We start from the raw sequence: 16451 nt of genomic DNA, 5'->3' as shown, positions 1-16451 counted from the left end.
GTTGGACTGCCGGCGGCTGCCGTCCTCGTTGAACGCCTCGTTGACCACGTCCCAGTAGGCGAGCTTGCCCTTGTAGTGGGCCATCACGCCGTTGATGTGCTCGATCATGGCGGACCGCAGGCCGCTGCCGCTGAGGTTGCGCCAGAAGCCCGGCTGCTGGGCGTGCCAGGCCAGGGTGTGGCCGCGTACCCGCATGCCGTGCTGGGTGGCCCAGTTGTAGATCGCGTCGCCCGCGCCGAAGGTGAACTGGCCCGGGTTCGGCTCGGTCGCGTCCGGCTTCATCTCGTTGACGGCCGTCATCATGGTGAACTCGCGGTTCGCGATGGTGAGGAAGCCGGAGTCGTTGAGGCGGTCCCCGCCCATGGCGGCGCCGAAGTACCGGCCCGATTGGGCGGCCGCCGCGCCCAGCGTCGTGGCCGCCTGGGCCAGGCGAGGCAACGCCGTCACCCCGCCGGCCACCGCCAAGCTCAGCAAACCGGCCAGGACCAACCGGTAGTGGCGGGGTCTGGTCCTCTGTCTCATGACCTCTCCTTCGGCGCACAGCGGTGCGGGGCTGATTTGTGTCAGCAGTGTGACTCTCAGGGCACGTACGTGTCAATTGATTCACTTCGATGTCGGCGGCCGTGTTGACCGATCGGCCGCGCGCCCCGTTCAATGCCTTTGCCAGCGGTCCAGCGCAGCGTCGGAGTGTGCCGTGGAAACCCCGTACGAGATCGAGGAGATCTTTCCCGACGTCGCCGCCGGATCCGCGCGGCCGGCCCGGCGTCCGGCGGGCAACACGGCGCAAGGCCTGGCGACGACGCTGGTGGCCGACTACACCGTGCGGACGCGTGCCTGGCTGCCGGCCGCGTCGCTGGTGGCGCTGCTCGGCGACTGCGGTGTCAGCAACGGCGCGGCCCGTACGGCGGCCAGCAGGCTGACCCGTCGAGGCGTGCTGGAGAGCCGCCGGGACGGACGGAACAGCTACTGCCGGTTGACCGGGGCGGCCGCGGACGAGTTGTCGGCCGGCGGCGCGTGGATCGCCCGGTTCGGCGCTACGGTCCCGGCCTGGGACGGGCGCTGGACGCTGATCGCCTTCTCCTTCCCGGAGGCGGACAACACCTATCGGCGCGCGTTCCGGGGCCGCCTCCGATGGCTCGGCTTCGCGCCGCTGTACGACGGGGTCTGGATCTCGCCGGACACCCTGAACCCCACCGTCCGCGAGGGGCTGGCGGCCGTCACCCTCGGGACGATGAGCGTGTTCCGGTCCGACCACGTCGACCTCGCGACGGCGACCAACCGCAACCCGATCGAGGCCTGGGACGTCGCCGCCATCGCCCGGACCTACGAGACGTTCATCCGGCGCTGGCGGCCGGTGCTGACCCGGGTACGCGGCGGGCGGATCGCCGGGGCGGCCGCGGTCAAGGCCCGTACCGAGATCATGGACACCTACCGGCTCATCCCGTCGCTCGATCCCCAGCTGCCGATCGAACTGATGCCGGCGGACTGGCCCCGGGCCAAGGCGCGGGAGATCTTCGTCGAGATCTACGACGGCCTGGCCGACCGGGCTCAGGAGCACGTCCGGGTCGTGGTGAGCCGGTTCGCCGGCCGGCCCGGCGCCGGCCTCCGGGCGCACACCGTGGCCGAGATGGCCGCGGCCGTCGCCGACGCCCCGCGCGGTCAGCTCAGTTCCACCACGCCCGCCTGAATCGGACCGCTTTCCGCGTAGTAGGGACCGGTCACCACGAAGACCAGGCCGGTGTGGGGCAGCGGGATCGTGAACCGGCTGTAGCCTCCGGGGATCGGCGAGGACAAGCGCGTCCACTTGCCGGGGTCGCCGAGGTGGCGGTTGACGAAGAAGTCCTGGTCGCTGTTCGCGGTGACCACGATCGTCCCCATCGGGCCGCCGGAGTCCGACCACGACACGGTCGGGGCCGCCGACGGGACGTAGCCGTCCCGATCGTGGAGCACGATGTCCGGAGCCGGCCCGAACGACTCCGGATCCGCCGCCAGCTTGTAGTGCACGGCGTAGAAGTTGTCGCCGGAGTTCCCGCCCGCTTCGTGAGTCATGATCCACAAGCGGCGATGCACCCGCGCGACGGTGGTCATGCCAGGGCGCTGGTTGTAGTCGGTGCCCACGGCGTCGTCCACCACCGGTCCCCAGGTACGCAGGTCCCGGCTGGTCTGATGGGCCAGCTTCTGCCCGTGGTCCGGGTCGCGCTGGTCGGAGTAGTAGCAGATGAGCCGGTCGTCGTGCAGCAGCAGGAACGGCTCCCACACCGGCGTGTTGCCGTTCTCCGGGACCGGCGCGCCGCCCTCCGCGACCGTGCTCAGGAAGGCCCAGGTGACCCCGCCGTCGACGCTGGCGTAGAGCTCGATCCTGGTGCTCGAGAAGTCGCCCAGCGCATTGCCGGCGCACAGGACCGCGCCCTTCGGCAGGCCCGCGAAGGCGCGCGGCAGCTCGTACAGGAACGGCTGCAGCCACACCCCGGTGGCTTCACCGGCGGCGGGCACGTTGCCCTGCCGGTACCACGTGCGGCCGTCGTCGTCGCTCCGGAAGATCGGGAAACCCGGCGCCCCGAACTGCTGGAAGGTCGCCAGCCAGGAGCGTGACCGGCCGCGGCGCAGGGCGCGTGCGTACGACGCCCCGCGACCCGGGTCCGCCACCACCACCGGCCCGAACGGTACCTCGCCACGCCGTTCGCCGGGGCCGGCCGGGGCCGCGAACGCCGGTCCGGCCACGCCCAGGGGCAGGCCGGCGAGCGCCGCCGCCCCGGTGCCGAGAAATGCTCGCCGCGTCAGGGATTGATAACGATCTTGCACGAGGGCCTCCCGGCGATCGCGGCGGCGAGCCGGCGCCTCCCAGGACGTCGCCGCGGGGAACGATTCGGTGACGCCCGACAGCATCCTCGCCGAGCGCCGGGGAGCGCAAGCATCGATGTCCGTCTCTTGACGGGAGCCGGGCGCGGTCCTACGTTCGGGAGTCGAATCGGTTCGCGTGGGCCTGTGTCCCGCCGCCGAGAAGACGAGCGGGGAGGTTCCGTTGCGAACGAAGCTTGCTGCCCGAATCCTGGCCGCCGCGCTGGCCCCCGCCCTGGTCCCGGCCGTGCCGGCCGGCGCCTGGCAGCCCGCCGCCGCGATCGCGGCCCCGTCCTCCGCGTCCGCGCTCCCGATCTACCGGGACACGCGCTATTCGTTCGAGGAGCGAGCGGCCGACCTGGTCTCCCGGATGACACTGCGGGAGAAGGTCGCCCAGTTGCACACCAACAGCGCGCCGGCCATCCCGCGGCTGGGCGTGCAGCAGTACACCTATTGGAGCGAAGGACAGCACGGGATCAATCTGCTCGGCGGGAACTCCGAACACGGCGGCGTCACCGGCGGCGTGCACGCGACGAGCTTCCCGACGAACCTGGCCAGCAGCATGTCGTGGGACCCCCGGCTGGTGTACCGGGAGACCCAGGCGATCTCCGACGAGGCCCCGCGGGTTCCTCGACAAGTCGCTGTGGGGCGTCGGGCAGAACAACATCGGCCCGGACCGGAACGCGTACGGCATGCTGACGTACTGGGCCCCGACCGTGAACATGGACCGCGACCCGCGCTGGGGCCGTACCGACGAGGCCTTCGGCGAGGACCCCTATCTCGTCTCCCGGATGGCCGGCGCGTTCGTCGACGGCTACCAGGGACAGACACCGACGGGGCGGGCGACCTCGCGGTACCTGAAGGTCGCCGCGACGGCCAAGCACTACGCCCTCAACGACGTCGAGGACACCCGGCATTCGGGCAGCTCGGACACCACCGACACGAACATCCGGGACTACTACACGGCACAGTTCGCCGGCCTGATCGCGGACGCGAACGTGTCGGGGCTGATGACTTCGTACAACGCCATCAACGGCACGCCGGCGCCGGCCGACACCTACACCGCCAACCTGCTGGCGCAACGCACCTACGGGTTCACCGGCTACACCACCTCCGACTGCGGCGCGGTCGGCGACATCTACCTGCCGAGCAGCCACAACTGGGCACCGCCGGGCTGGACCACCACGTCCACCGGCGGCCAGACCACGTGGGCGAACGCCACGACCGGTCAGCGGGTCTCCGGTCCGGCCGGCGCCCAGGCGTATGCGCTGCGGGCCGGCACCCAGCTCAACTGCACCGGCGGCGAGTACACCCTGGAGAACATCCAGGAGGCCATCGAGGCCGGCGTGCTCAGCGAAGGCGTCCTCGACAACGCCCTGGTGCACGTGTTCACCGTCCGGATGCGGACCGGCGAGTTCGACCCGCCGGCCCAGGTGCCGTACACCCGGATCACCAAGGACGTCATCGAGAGCCCGCAGCACCAACAGCTGGCGACGGAAGTGGCCGACAACTCCCTGGTGCTGCTGAAGAACGACACCGTGCCCGGCAGCGGCCGCAAGCTGCTCCCGGCCGACCCGGCCACCCTGCACAATGTGGTGATCGTCGGTGACCTGGCCGGCACGACCACGCTGGGCGGGTACTCCGGTGAGCCGACCCACCGGGTCACCGCGGTGCAGGGCATCACCGACGCGGTGCACGCGGTCGATCCGGACGCCGGCATCGTCTACGACGCCTGTGGCACTTCCACCACGGCCACGACGCCGGCCGCCTGCGCCGCCCGCACCACCGATGCGATCAAGTCGGCCGGCCTGGTCGTGGTCATGGCCGGCACCGACCAGAACGTGGCGCGCGAGGACAAGGACCGTGCCGGCCTGGCCCTGCCCGGCAACTACCGCTCCCTCATCGACCAGGTCACGGCGATCGGCAACCCGCGCACGGCGCTGGCCCTGCAGGCCGACGGCCCGGTCGCGATCCAGGACCTCCGCTCGGCCTTCCCGGCCATCGTGTTCAGCGGCTACAACGGCCAGAGCCAGGGCACGGCCCTCGCGGACGTGCTGTTCGGCCGGCAGAACCCGAGCGGGCACCTGACCTTCACCTGGTACGCCGACGACAGCCAGCTGCCGGCCATGACGAACTACGGTCTGACGCCGTCGCAGACCGGTGGCCTGGGCCGCACCTACCAGTACTTCACCGGGGTCCCCACGTACCCGTTCGGCTTCGGCCTGAGCTACACCGACTTCGCCTACCGCGGTCTCCGCATCGACCGGCGGCGGGCCACCGGCGACGACACCGTGCGCGTCTCCTTCACCGTCACCAACACCGGCCGGACCGCCGGGGCGACCGTGGCCCAGCTGTACGTCTCCACGCCGGGCGGTACCGGTAGTGGTCAGGAGTCGCCACGCGAGCGGCTGGCCGGCTTCGCCAAGACCCGGCAGCTGGCGCCGCACGAGTCGCAACGCGTCACGCTGGCCGTTCCGCTGCGGCAGCTTTCCGTCTGGAACCCGGGCGGCCGCCGGCAGGAGGTCCTCCGCGGCCGGTACGACTTCGCGGTGGGTCCGGACTCGGCGACCGCGGCGCTGCGGGGCGCCGTGCGGGTGACCGCCGACGCCACCCCGCGCCTGCGGACGGTGAGCGTGCAGCCCACGCGCGTGGTGTTCGCCCCGGGCGACCGGCTCGACCTGACCGGCGACAACCCGTGGATCGCCGACGACACGCCGCAGGCCGGGGAGCATGTGCGGGCCACCCGCATCGTCGAGGCCACGAAGAGCGACCAGACCTTCGCGGATCTGACGCACGCGCGCCTCACCTACCGCAGCAGCAACCCGAAGGTCGCCCGGGTCAGCCGGGACGGCCTCGTCACCGCGGTCGCCACCGGCGTGGCGACGGTCAGCGTGACGGTCGACGGCGTCACCGGCTCGGTGCCCGTCGCGGTGACCGAACCGTTCACCATGAACTCCGCGTCGATCGCCGAGCCGGGCCATGCGTCCACCGTCACGGCCGAACTGCCCCACCCGGCCGGCGCGCCGCCGCTGCACGACGTCACCGTCGCCCTGAACGCACCGGACGGATGGACCGTGCGGCCCACCTCACCGACGACCTTCGCCCGGGTGCCCGGCGGGCAGACGGTCCACGTCGGCTGGCAGGTGAGCGCACCGGCGGACGCCGGGCCCGGGACCTATCCGCTGACCGCACAGGTCACCTTCGGCGATGTGAACGGGCGGGGCAGCTCGCAGGACAGCCGGTCGGTGGCCCTGCCGTACCCGTCGTTCACCGCGGCGTTCAACAACGTGGCGGTCAGCGACGACGGAACGACCGCCGGGGACATCGACGGCAACGGCGCCACGTATTCCGCGCAAGCCCTGGCCGCCGGCACGCCGAGCGTGACCCCGGGTGCCACGGTGACGCACGACGGCCTCAGTTTCACCTGGCCGCGGTCGGCGCCCGGCACGCCGGACAACGTCAAGGCGGTCGGCCAGGTGATTCCCGTGGCCGGCTCCGGCAGCAAGCTCGGCCTGCTCGGCACCGGGGTGTACGGGACCGCCTCCGGCAACGCCACCATCGTCTACACCGACGGCACCACCCAGTCGTTCACGCTCAGCTTCGCCGACTGGTGGGCGAATTCGCCGGCCCCTGGCGGTGACATCGTGACCACGATGCCCTACCTGAACATCGGCGGCGGCCGGCAGAACCAGACGGTGAGCCTGTACTACACCTCGGTGGCGCTGCGGGCCGGGAAGACGGTCCGCTACCTGCAACTGCCCAACGTCAACGACGGCGTGCTCCCCGGCAACGTGATGCACGTCTTCGCCGTCGCCACCGGGTGACGTCGCTACCATGCGCGGGTGAACGAGGGCGGCACCAGCAGCGCGACCCAACGGATCCGGAGCGCGTACGCCACGCGGTCACCGGTTCTGGACCTGTCCCGATGCGGGCTGGGCGAACTGCCGGACGCCGTGCGTCGGCTCACCCACCTCGAATCGCTCGACCTGCGGGACAACGTCATCGAGGACCTGCCCGCCTGGCTTGCCGAACTCGACCGACTGGCCGAGCTCGACGTCACGCACAACCAGATCGACGAGGTCCCCGAGGTGATCGGGGACCTCGCCGGGCTGCGGGCGCTCGACCTCAGCGAGAACAGCCTGGAGTCCGGATCCCTGGATTTTCTCGGCCGGCTGACCCGGCTCACCAGGCTGACCCTCGTCGACACGCGGGCGGAGCGGCTCCCGGAGAGCGTCGGCAACCTGACCCGCCTCGACGAGCTGAACCTGTACCACAGTTGGTTCAGCGACGACCCGCGGAGCCTGCCGGACACCCTCGGGCAGCTCACCGGCCTCACCCGGCTGGAGCTCTCCGGCAACGGGCTGACCGCCGTGCCGGGGTGGATCCGCGGCCTGACCGGCCTGCGGCGGCTCGGCCTGTGGGGCAACGAGATCACCGAAATCCCGGAGTGGCTCGGCGAGCTGACCGCCCTCACCGAGCTCAGTCTTCCCGGCGAACCGGACGAACGGCTGCTGGCCGTCCTCCGCAGGCTGCCCCATCTCGAGAACGTCACCTCGGACTTCGGAGACGTGGATCTGAGTTGAGTACGGCTGGCGGAGAACCGGACGTGACCCTAAGGTGGCTCAGCGATGGAGGCGACCGAGCGAGACGAGGCCGTCCACGGCGGGGTTGCCCTGGTCGTGGCGGCGCAGGGCGGCGACCGCGAGGCCCTCGATGAGCTGGTGGCGGCTCATCTGCCGCTCGTTTACACCATCGTGGGGCGCGCGCTGGGCCGCCACGCGGACGTGGACGACGTGGTGCAGGAGACCATGTTGCGGGCGGTCCGTGATCTGCCGGCGCTGCGCGCTCCGGCGAGTTTCCGTGCCTGGCTGACGTCCATCGCCGTACGGCGGGTGGTCGAGTACCGGCAGCGGCGGCGGATCCGTTCGGAGCGGACCGTCGTGCTGGACGAGGAACTCGAGGTGCCGGACGCCGTGCCCGCCGTCGAGGACATGTCGCTGCTGCGGCTCGACGTGTCCGAGCAACGCCGGGAGGTCGCCGAGGCGACGGAATGGCTGGATCCCGGCGATCGGCTGGTGCTGTCGCTGTGGTGGCAGGAAACGGCCGGGCGGATGCGGCGGGCCGAGGTCGCGACGGCCCTCGGCCTGAGCGTCGCGCACACGGCCGTGCGGATCCAGCGGATGCGTGAACAACTCGAGCTGGCCCGCGCCGTGGTGGCGGCGCTCGCCGACCGGTCGCGGTGCGCGGGGCTGGCGGAGGCGGCCCGGAAGTGGGACGGCAAACCGGGATCCGTCTGGCGTAAGCGGTTCATCCGGCACACCCGGGCCTGCCCGGTGTGCGGCCGCACCGCTCCGGCCCGGATCCCGGCCGACCGGCTGCTCGCCGGGTCCGCCCTGCTCGTCGTTCCGCCGGGGCTCGCCAAGACCGTGGCGGCCGGGACGGCGACCTCGGCCGGGGCGCCGGCTGCGTCGTGGGGCGGCAAGCTGATTCTCGCCAAGCTGCTCGGCGGGCATCCGGTCGCCGCCGTCGTCGCGGTCACCGCGGTCGCGGCGGTGGCCGTGCCCGCCGTCCTCTACCAGCACAATGATCCGGCGCCGATCGCCGCGCCCGCCCCGCCGGCGGCCACCCGCGCACCGGCGGGCACCGGGTCGCCGAGCCGGGCGGCGAACCCGGCACCCTCCCGTACGGCACCGCCGGCCGCGGTGCTGGCGCCGGACCGGCGGCTGTCCCTGGAATCGGTACTCGGCGGCTACCTCACCGCCGCCGCGGGCGCCGGCCGCGGCGCCGGCGACGAGGCCAGGCTGACCGACGTCGGCGCGGCCGGCGATGCCGGGACCCGGCGGCGCGCCACCTTCGTCGCCGTCGCCGGGCTGGCGGACGCCCGCTGCTACTCGTTCCGCACCCTGGACGGCCGCTACCTGAGGCACTGGGAGCTGCACACCTACACCCACCGGCTGGAAGACACCGAGCTTTTCCGGCAGGACGCCACTTTCTGCCCGCAACCGGGCGCGGCGGCCGGGGCGGTGATGCTGGAATCGCACAACTACGCCAACCAGTTCCTGACCTGGACCGGCGGCCACCTCCTGCTGCGTTACAACGTCGGCACCGCGAGCTTCCGTGCCGACAGCTCCTTCCGGATCCGCGGTCCCTGGGCGGACTGAACCGGTTCTCCGATTTTTGTTATCCGGGTCCCGGCGCCCGGGCCTATCTCTGGTGAGCACCGTCCCCACCACATCCCCGAGAGGTAAGGCATGACAACGTCGGTACGTCCGCCCGGACACCGTCCCCCCGCTCGCCGGCGCACCGCGATGATCGCGGCCGGTGTCGCCGGCCTGGTCATCGCCGGTCTGGGCGTCGCCTACACCCAGACCGCCGATGCGGCCTCCACGCTCGGCGCCGCCGCGGCGCAGTCCGGCCGCTACTTCGGCACCGCGGTCGCGGCCGGCCGGCTCGGCGACTCGGCCTACACGAGCATCCTGAACCGCGAATTCTCCGCGGTCACGCCGGAGAACGAGATGAAATGGGACGCCACCGAGCCGTCCCAGGGCCGCTTCACGTTCACCAACGGCGACCGGATCCTCAACCAGGGCATCGCCATGGGTGCCAAGATCCGCGGGCATGCGCTGCTCTGGCACTCCCAGCAGCCCGGCTGGGTCGCCGGCCTGTCCGGCGCCGCCCTGCGCGCCGCGGCGATCAACCACGTCACCCAGGTCGCCACCCACTACAAGGGCAAGATTTACGCCTGGGACGTGGTGAACGAGGCGTTCGCCGACGGCGGCAGCGGCGCCCGCCGCGACTCCAACCTGCAGCGCACCGGCAACGACTGGATCGAGGCGGCGTTCCGGGCCGCCCGGGCCGCGGACCCGGGCGCCAAGCTCTGCTACAACGACTACAACACCGACGGGGTCAACCCGAAGAGCACCGCCGTCTACAACATGGTCAAGGATTTCAAGGCTCGTGGGGTGCCGATCGACTGCGTCGGTTTCCAGTCGCATCTGGGCACCGGTGTTCCCGGCGACTACCAGGCCAACCTGCAGCGCTTCGCGGATCTGGGCGTGGAGGTCCAGATCACCGAGCTGGACGTCGCGCAGGGCGGTAACCAGGCCGGCATCTACGCCACCGTCACCAAGGCGTGCCTGGCGGTGTCCCGTTGCGGCGGTATCACGGTGTGGGGCATCCGCGACAGCGACTCCTGGCGCAGCGGCGAGAACCCGCTGCTGTTCGACGCCGGCGGGAACAAGAAAGCGGCGTACAACTCGGTGCTGTCCGCATTGAGCGCCGGCGGCGCGACCAGGCCGACCACTCCGGCGACGACGCCGGCCACTCCCACCACGACCGCCGCGGGCTGCACCGCGACGCTGACGGCCGGCACGGTCTGGGGCGACCGGTACAACTCCGAGGTCACCGTCGGCGGAGCCGGCACCTGGACCGTCGTGGTCGCCACGACCGCACCCCAGAAGGTCACCACCGTCTGGAACGGCGACGCGACCCGGAGCGGCGACACCCTGACCATGAAGTCCAACGGCCGGGGCAACGTCTTCGGCTTCACCACCATGGACAACGGCAACAGCACGGCCCGGCCCAGGATCATCTCCTGCACCGCCGGTACCGCCCCGGCGCCGGCGACCGCGCCGGCCACCGCGCCGGCCTCGGCGTCGAGCTCGTGCGCGCTGCCGGCGAAATACCGCTGGACGTCGACCGGTCCCCTCGCAACGCCGAAGCCGGGCTGGGTGTCGCTCAAGGACTTCACCGCCGTCCCGTACAACGGCAAGCACCTGGTCTATGCGACCGACCATGACAACGGGTCGGCGTACGGCTCGATGAACTTCGGTCTTTTCACGAACTGGTCGGACATGGCGTCGGCGAGTCAGAACGGGATGTCGTCCGGCACGGTGGCGCCGACGCTGTTCTACTTCGCGCCGAAGAAGGTCTGGGTGCTGACCTACCAGTGGGGTCCCGCCGCGTTCTCCTACCGGACGTCCAGCGACCCGACCAACGCCAACGGCTGGTCGGCGGCGAAGCCGCTGTTCTCGGGCAGCATCTCCGGTTCCGGTACCGGCCCGATCGACCAGACGGTGATCGGGGACGGCACGACCATGTATCTGTTCTTCGCCGGGGACAACGGCAAGATCTACCGGGCGAGCATGCCGATCGGGAACTTCCCCGGCAGTTTCGGCTCCTCGTACACCACCGTCATGAGTGACACGCAGAGCAACCTGTTCGAGGCTCCGCAGGTGTACACGGTCAAGGGCCAGAACCAGTACCTGATGATCGTGGAGGCGATGGGCGCGCGCGGCCGCTACTTCCGGTCGTTCACCGCCAACAGCCTGGGCGGCTCGTGGACCCCGCAGGCGGCCACCGAGAGCAACCCGTTCGCCGGCGCGGCCAACAGCGGCGCCACCTGGACCAACGACATCAGCCACGGCGATCTGGTCCGGGCCACCGCCGACCAGACCATGACGGTCGACCCCTGCAATCTGCAACTGCTCTACCAGGGGCGCGCCACCAACTCCGGCGGCAGCTACGACAAGCTGCCCTACCGGCCCGGCGTGCTGACCCTGCAGCGCTAGGCCGGCCCCCTCCCACCCCGTGCCGGGCGAGTCACGCGCGCCCGGCACGGGGACCTCCCACGCTCGCTTCGGCGCCGTGCACCAGCCGGCCGCCGACGGTGGGTGGGGTCGAGACCGGCAGGGCATCGGCCGCGCACGCGCCAGGCTGGCGCGACGGTAGCGCCGGCCGGCCGTGGCGCGGGGTCAGCGGGCCGGTGCCTCGTCGTCGGGCACGGCCTCCCGCCGGCCGGTCTCGGCCGAGCGGATCACCGCCTCGGCCAGCAGCAGGGCGCGCAACCCGGCGGTGGCCGGGACCGGGGGAGCGCCGCCCTCGCGCAGCGCCGGGAGGAGGTCGTCGAGATGGCGGTCGAAGGTGGCGTGGAAGTCGCGGTCGGTGTCGTTGAAGTAGCCCGCCTGCCACACCTGGGCGGTCTCGTCGCCGGCCCGGTTGAACGTGTACCGCCGCACGGTGTCCTCGACCAGGACCCGGCCCCGGGTGCCGTTGACCTCCAGCAGGTGGGTGCCGGGATAGGTGTACGACGAGTCGTAGCTGCCCAGGAGGGTGCCGACCGCACCCGAGGCGAAGTGCAGCGCGACGGCCAGGGTGGCCCGATCGCCGGTCACCTGGGCGGCCACCGAGTCGATCGGGCCGCAGAGGTGTTCCAGCATGTCGAAGCCGTGGCACTGGGTCTCGATCAGATTCGCGTACGGGTGGGCGCTCGTGCCCGGTTCGCCACCGAACCGCCAGGTCGCGAACACCGGCTCGCCGAGGTCGCCCCGCGCGATCGCGGCCGCCGCCAGCTGGACCGGCCGGGCGTACCGGTGATTGAAATTGATCGCGAGAAACAGGTCGCGGTGGCGCGCCTCGGCGATCAGTTGCCGTCCCTCGCTCACCGCGAAGGTCAGCGGCTTCTCGACCAGCAGCGGGACGCCGGCTCGGATCAGCCGCAGCGTGGGCTCGAAATGTCCCTCGTTGGGCAGGCAGACCGCGACGAGATCGGGCGACTCCGCGGCGAGCATCTCGTCCAGGTCGACGTAGGGTGTCGCGCCCAGCGGGGTGGCCCGGGCGGCGGTGCGGCCGGGGTCGCGGCCCACCACGGCGACGAGCCGGGTGTCCGGCCGGCCGGCGAAGGTCTGCGCGTGCTGAAGTCCCCACCAGGGGCCGGTGCCGACGACGGCGACCCGGGTGACGGTGTCGATCCCCCGCTCGGCGGGCGGTACGACGGCGGGAGCGAAGCGGGCGGCCGGGATCATGAGCCGCACCCTAGCACTCGCTTGACTTGAAATAGATACGACTCTATGTTGGGTATCGAACCGATTCGGTAACCCGGTGAGACTTGCTTACCGGTGGGTTGGCCTGCGGAAACGTCGTCCGCTCCACGACGGTCCCACAGATGAGTCCGACCTCTGCCGACGAGATCAATCACACCGCCGACACCGCTGAGCGGTCGCGGCCCACTCGTCCTCCTCCCCGAGGCGCCTGCCGTCGCCGCACGAGAAGACGAGGAGAGACTGGTGCCCCTATCGACCCACCGACGATGCCGTGCCCGGTTGCCGCGACTGTTGTTGTCGATCACGCTCGTGCTGGCCGGTGCCGGCGCGGTCGCGCTGAGCCGGCCGGCGGCCGCGCAGGCCGCCACCGCCCTGCCCTGCGACGTCTACGCCGCCGGCGGCACGCCGTGCGTCACGGCGCACAGCACGACGCGCGCGCTCTTCGCGTCCTACAACGGTCCGCTCTACCAGGTGCAGCGCGCCTCGGACCACGCTTTCCTGGACGTCGGCCTGCTCGCCCAGGGCGGCGTCGCGAACGCGGCGGCGCAGGACACCTTCTGCGCCGGCGTCGCCTGCACGATCACGAAGATCTACGACCAGACGGCGAACCACAACGACCTGCCGATCTCGTGGGGCGGGTTCTGGAAGGGCCCCGGCCCGAACGGCGCCGACGTGGGCGCGGACGCGAAGGCGCTGCCGCTGACGATCGGCGGACAGAAGGCGTACGGGGTGAAGGTCACCCAGGGCGTGGGGTACCGGGTGGACCATGCCAAGGGCGCGCCGACCGGATCGCAGCCCGAGGGCATCTACATGGTCACCTCCTCCAACTACGTCAACCAGTGGTGCTGCTTCGACTACGGCAGCGGGGAGAACTCGCACACCGACACCGGCAACGCGACGATGAACGCGATCGAGTGGGGCACCGCCTGCTGGTTCAACAACTGCGTCGGCAGCGGCCCGTGGGTGGAGGCCGACCTGGAGAACGGCATGTACCACACCAACACGGGCTCCAACAAGGACCCGAACAACCCGGGCGTGCACTTCCCGTTCGTGTCGGCGTGGGAGAAGAACAACGGGACGACCAACTTCACCCTCAAGTACGGCAACGCCACCAGCGGCGGGCTCACCACGCCGTTCTCCGGGCCGCTGCCCAACGGGTACTCGCCGATGAAGACCGACAGCTCGATCCTGCTCGGCACCGGCGGCGACAACAGCAACTCCGGGGTCGGCGAGTTCTTCGAGGGCGCGGTCACCGCGGGCTACCCGTCGGACGCCACCGAGAACGCGGTCCAGGCCACCATCACGGCGGCCGGCTACTCCCTCACCGGCGGCTCGAGCGGCGGCCAGCAGATCGTCGGCGCTCAGTCGGGCCGATGCGTGGACCTGCCGAACGGGTCGGAGACGAACGGCGCCCAGGTGCAGCTGTACGACTGCAACGGCCAGTCCAACCAGCGCTGGACGTACACCTCGGACAAGCGGCTGGCCGACGCCGGGAACAAGTGCCTGGACGCGTCCGGTCAGGGCCGGACCAACGGCACCCCGGTGATCATCTGGGACTGCAACGGCCAGGCGAACCAGCAGTGGAACGTGAACTCCAACGGCTCGATCACCGGCGTGCAGTCGGGGCTGTGCGTGGACGCGAGCGGCCAGGCGACCGGGAACGGCACCAAGATCCAGCTCTGGGCCTGCAACGGGCAGGCGAACCAGCAGTGGAGCCTGCGCAGCTGAGCACCCCGACACGTACCGGAAAGGTCTTCTCATGTCTTCGTCTCGTCTCACCCGCCGCGGCCTGCTGACCGCGGTGGGGGTCGCCGGCGCCGCCGCCGCGGGCCTGTCCCGCTTCGGCGTCGCCTGGGCCACCGCCGGCCCGAGCAGCTATACGGCGACGTGGTCCTCGGTGGACCAGCATCCGCCGGCGCCGGAATGGTTCCAGGACGCCAAGTTCGGCATCTACTACCACTGGGGCGTGTTCAGCGTTCCGGCGTTCGGCAACGAGTGGTACCCGCGGAACATGTACATCGCCGGCTCCGCCGAGAACAACCACCACAAGCAGGTGTACGGGGATCCGTCGGCCTGGCCGTACCACAATTTCATCAACGGAGCCCGCGACAAGTCCGGGAACTTCGTGCAGTTCGCGCCCAAGCTCGTCAGCGCCGGCGGCAACTGGGATCCGAACGCGTGGGCGCAACTGTTCGCCGACGCCGGGGCCAAATTCGCCGGGCCGGTCGCCGAGCACCACGACGGCTACTCGATGTGGAACAGCACCGCCAACGAGTGGAACTCGGTGCGCACCGGGCCGAAGCTCGACCTGCTGCGGTTGCACGCGGACGCGATCCGCGCCAAGGGCCTGCGGCTGATCACCTCGCTGCACCACGCGTACCACTTCAACGGCTACTACGACCATGTGCCCGGCCAGTCCGACCCCAGCCTGAAGAAGCTCTACGCCCAGCTGGGCGGCCCCGCGGAGAACCAGCTCTGGTACGACAAGCTCCGCGAGGTCATCGACGGGTACCAGCCGGACATCGTGTGGCAGGACTTCGACCTCGGCCTGGTCGACGAGTCCCGGCGGCTGCAGTTCCTGGCCTACTACTACAACCAGGCCGTGGCATGGAACAAAGACGTGGTCGCCACCTACAAGGACGGCCTGGACAACAAGGGCGAGGTGTTCGACTACGAGCGCGGCGGCCCGGCCGGGATCCAGACGCCGTACTGGCTGACCGACGACAGCATCTCCAGCTCCAGCTGGTGCTACACGGTCGGCATCGGCTACTACTCGACCACCGCCATGCTGCACTCGCTGATCGACCGGGTCAGCAAGGGCGGCAACATGCTGCTCAACATCGCCCCGATGGCCGACGGCACCATCCCGGCGGGCCAGCAGAGCATCCTGCGGGGGATGGGGGACTGGCTGGGCCGGTTCGGCGAGGCGATCTACGCCACCCGGATCTGGAGCAGCTTCGGCGAGGGCCCGACGCAGATGGGCGGCGGCACGTTCTCCGGACCGAAGGAAGGCACCAACCGGGACATCCGCTTCACCCGCAGCAAGGACAACACCGTGCTGTACGCGACGGTCCTCGGCTGGCCCGGCAGCACGTTCACGATCACCACGCTGAACGCCAACCAGATCAACCTGAGCAGCCTCACCTCGGCGCGGCTGCTCGGCGCCACCGCCGGCGGCTACGTCGACCTGCCCAACCGCACCCAGGACGGCTCCGGCCTGCACCTCACCATGCCGTCGGGCAATCCGCCGTTCAACGCGCTGGCGTACGTGGTGAAGCTGACCTTCGCCGGCCAGATCCCGCCCCTGGGCGGCGGCACCGTGACCGGCTGGGTCCGGATCGCGAACGCCACCAGCGGCCTCGTCCTGGACAGCGGCGGCACCGTCGCCTCCGGCTCGCCGTTGAAGCAATGGAGCTACGACGGCAGCACCAACCTGCAGTGGCAGCTCGTCGACCTGGGCAACGGCTACTACCGCATCGTCAACCGCACCAACGGCATGGTCGCCGACAGCATGGGCGCCACCGCGAACGGGGCCACCGCGAAGCAGGCCGCCTGGAACGGCGGCAACAACCAGCAGTGGTCGCTCACCAGCGCCGGCAACGGCCGGTACCAGATCGTCAACCGGGGCACGGGCACCGCCCTCGACGGCATGGGCTACCGGAACAACGGCGACAGCGCCTGCCTCTGGGCGCCGAACGGCAATACGAACAACCAGTGGACGATCACCGCAGCCTGACCCTCAGTCAGCAATGATGGGATGACGGAAAGTCAAACGACCGGGGTTGGCGGGGC

General features: G+C 70.9%; 10 protein-coding genes. 7 read left to right on the top strand and 3 right to left on the bottom strand.

The window, feature by feature from the left end:
• On the bottom strand, positions 1-522 hold a 522-nt coding region (locus IH26_RS0147825), incomplete at its 3' end, for an endo-1,4-beta-xylanase (protein ID WP_034217720.1).
• A 172-nt stretch (positions 523-694) separates the two neighbouring features.
• On the opposite strand from IH26_RS0147825, the gene IH26_RS0147820 reads away from it, so the two are divergent.
• Positions 695-1687 carry a PaaX family transcriptional regulator gene (locus IH26_RS0147820; RefSeq protein ID WP_030442975.1) on the top strand — a complete coding sequence of 331 codons (993 nt, stop codon included), beginning with the start codon at positions 695-697 and terminating at the stop codon, positions 1685-1687.
• Here IH26_RS0147820 and IH26_RS0147815 read toward each other — a convergent pair.
• Positions 1660-2802 carry a sialidase family protein gene (locus IH26_RS0147815; RefSeq protein ID WP_245666021.1) on the bottom strand — a complete coding sequence of 381 codons (1143 nt, stop codon included), beginning with the start codon at positions 2800-2802 and terminating at the stop codon, positions 1660-1662. The two genes, IH26_RS0147820 and IH26_RS0147815, sit on opposite strands and share 28 nt — an antisense overlap.
• 728 nt (positions 2803-3530) lie before the next feature.
• On the opposite strand from IH26_RS0147815, the gene IH26_RS54935 reads away from it, so the two are divergent.
• The 4 genes from IH26_RS54935 (at position 3531) to IH26_RS0147795 (ending at position 11408) form a co-directional block, all read left to right on the top strand.
• The gene (locus IH26_RS54935; protein ID WP_211268897.1) at positions 3531-6662 is read left to right on the top strand and encodes a glycoside hydrolase family 3 C-terminal domain-containing protein; all 3132 of its coding nucleotides are present in this window, start codon (positions 3531-3533) and stop codon (positions 6660-6662) included.
• An 18-nt stretch (positions 6663-6680) separates the two neighbouring features.
• A complete protein-coding gene (locus tag IH26_RS0147805) occupies positions 6681-7421 on the top strand; it encodes a leucine-rich repeat domain-containing protein (RefSeq protein ID WP_051809844.1) in 741 nt (246 codons plus the stop codon).
• A 45-nt stretch (positions 7422-7466) separates the two neighbouring features.
• Complete coding sequence (locus IH26_RS0147800) at positions 7467-8999, top strand: sigma-70 family RNA polymerase sigma factor (protein ID WP_051809842.1); 1533 nt, start codon at positions 7467-7469, stop codon at positions 8997-8999.
• A gap of 147 nt (positions 9000-9146) precedes the next feature.
• Positions 9147-11408, top strand: a complete 2262-nt coding sequence (locus IH26_RS0147795) for a non-reducing end alpha-L-arabinofuranosidase family hydrolase (RefSeq protein ID WP_030442971.1) — start codon at positions 9147-9149, stop codon at positions 11406-11408.
• Positions 11409-11591: 183 nt separating this feature from the next.
• On the opposite strand, the gene IH26_RS0147790 is transcribed toward IH26_RS0147795, so the two are convergent.
• The gene (locus tag IH26_RS0147790) at positions 11592-12641 is read right to left on the bottom strand and encodes a Gfo/Idh/MocA family protein (RefSeq protein ID WP_084599782.1); all 1050 of its coding nucleotides are present in this window, start codon (positions 12639-12641) and stop codon (positions 11592-11594) included.
• Between the two features lie 297 nt (positions 12642-12938).
• Here IH26_RS0147790 and IH26_RS0147785 point away from each other — a divergent pair, with 297 nt between their 5' ends.
• Positions 12939-14387: an arabinofuranosidase catalytic domain-containing protein gene (locus tag IH26_RS0147785; RefSeq protein WP_030442969.1), complete on the top strand. Its 1449-nt coding sequence runs from the start codon at positions 12939-12941 to the stop codon at positions 14385-14387.
• A gap of 31 nt (positions 14388-14418) precedes the next feature.
• The gene (locus tag IH26_RS0147780; RefSeq protein WP_030442968.1) at positions 14419-16395 is read left to right on the top strand and encodes an alpha-L-fucosidase; all 1977 of its coding nucleotides are present in this window, start codon (positions 14419-14421) and stop codon (positions 16393-16395) included.
• Positions 16396-16451 lie beyond the last annotated feature (56 nt).

It is taken from the genome of Actinoplanes subtropicus (genome assembly GCF_000721705.1).
Taxonomy (GTDB): domain Bacteria; phylum Actinomycetota; class Actinomycetes; order Mycobacteriales; family Micromonosporaceae; genus Actinoplanes; species Actinoplanes subtropicus.
This window is presented reverse-complemented; position numbering and strand designations above follow the sequence as displayed.

What these genes read in the sequence shown, in the direction of transcription:
- IH26_RS0147800 (WP_051809842.1), top strand. Translation starts at nt 7,467, where the DNA reads ATGGAGGCGACCGAGCGAGACGAGGCCGTCCACGGCGGGGTTGCCCTG.
- IH26_RS54935 (WP_211268897.1), top strand. Translation starts at nt 3,531, where the DNA reads ATGCTGACGTACTGGGCCCCGACCGTGAACATGGACCGCGACCCGCGC.
- IH26_RS0147790 (WP_084599782.1), bottom strand. Translation starts at nt 12,641, where the DNA reads ATGATCCCGGCCGCCCGCTTCGCTCCCGCCGTCGTACCGCCCGCCGAG.
- IH26_RS0147795 (WP_030442971.1), top strand. Translation starts at nt 9,147, where the DNA reads ATGATCGCGGCCGGTGTCGCCGGCCTGGTCATCGCCGGTCTGGGCGTC.
- IH26_RS0147780 (WP_030442968.1), top strand. Translation starts at nt 14,419, where the DNA reads ATGTCTTCGTCTCGTCTCACCCGCCGCGGCCTGCTGACCGCGGTGGGG.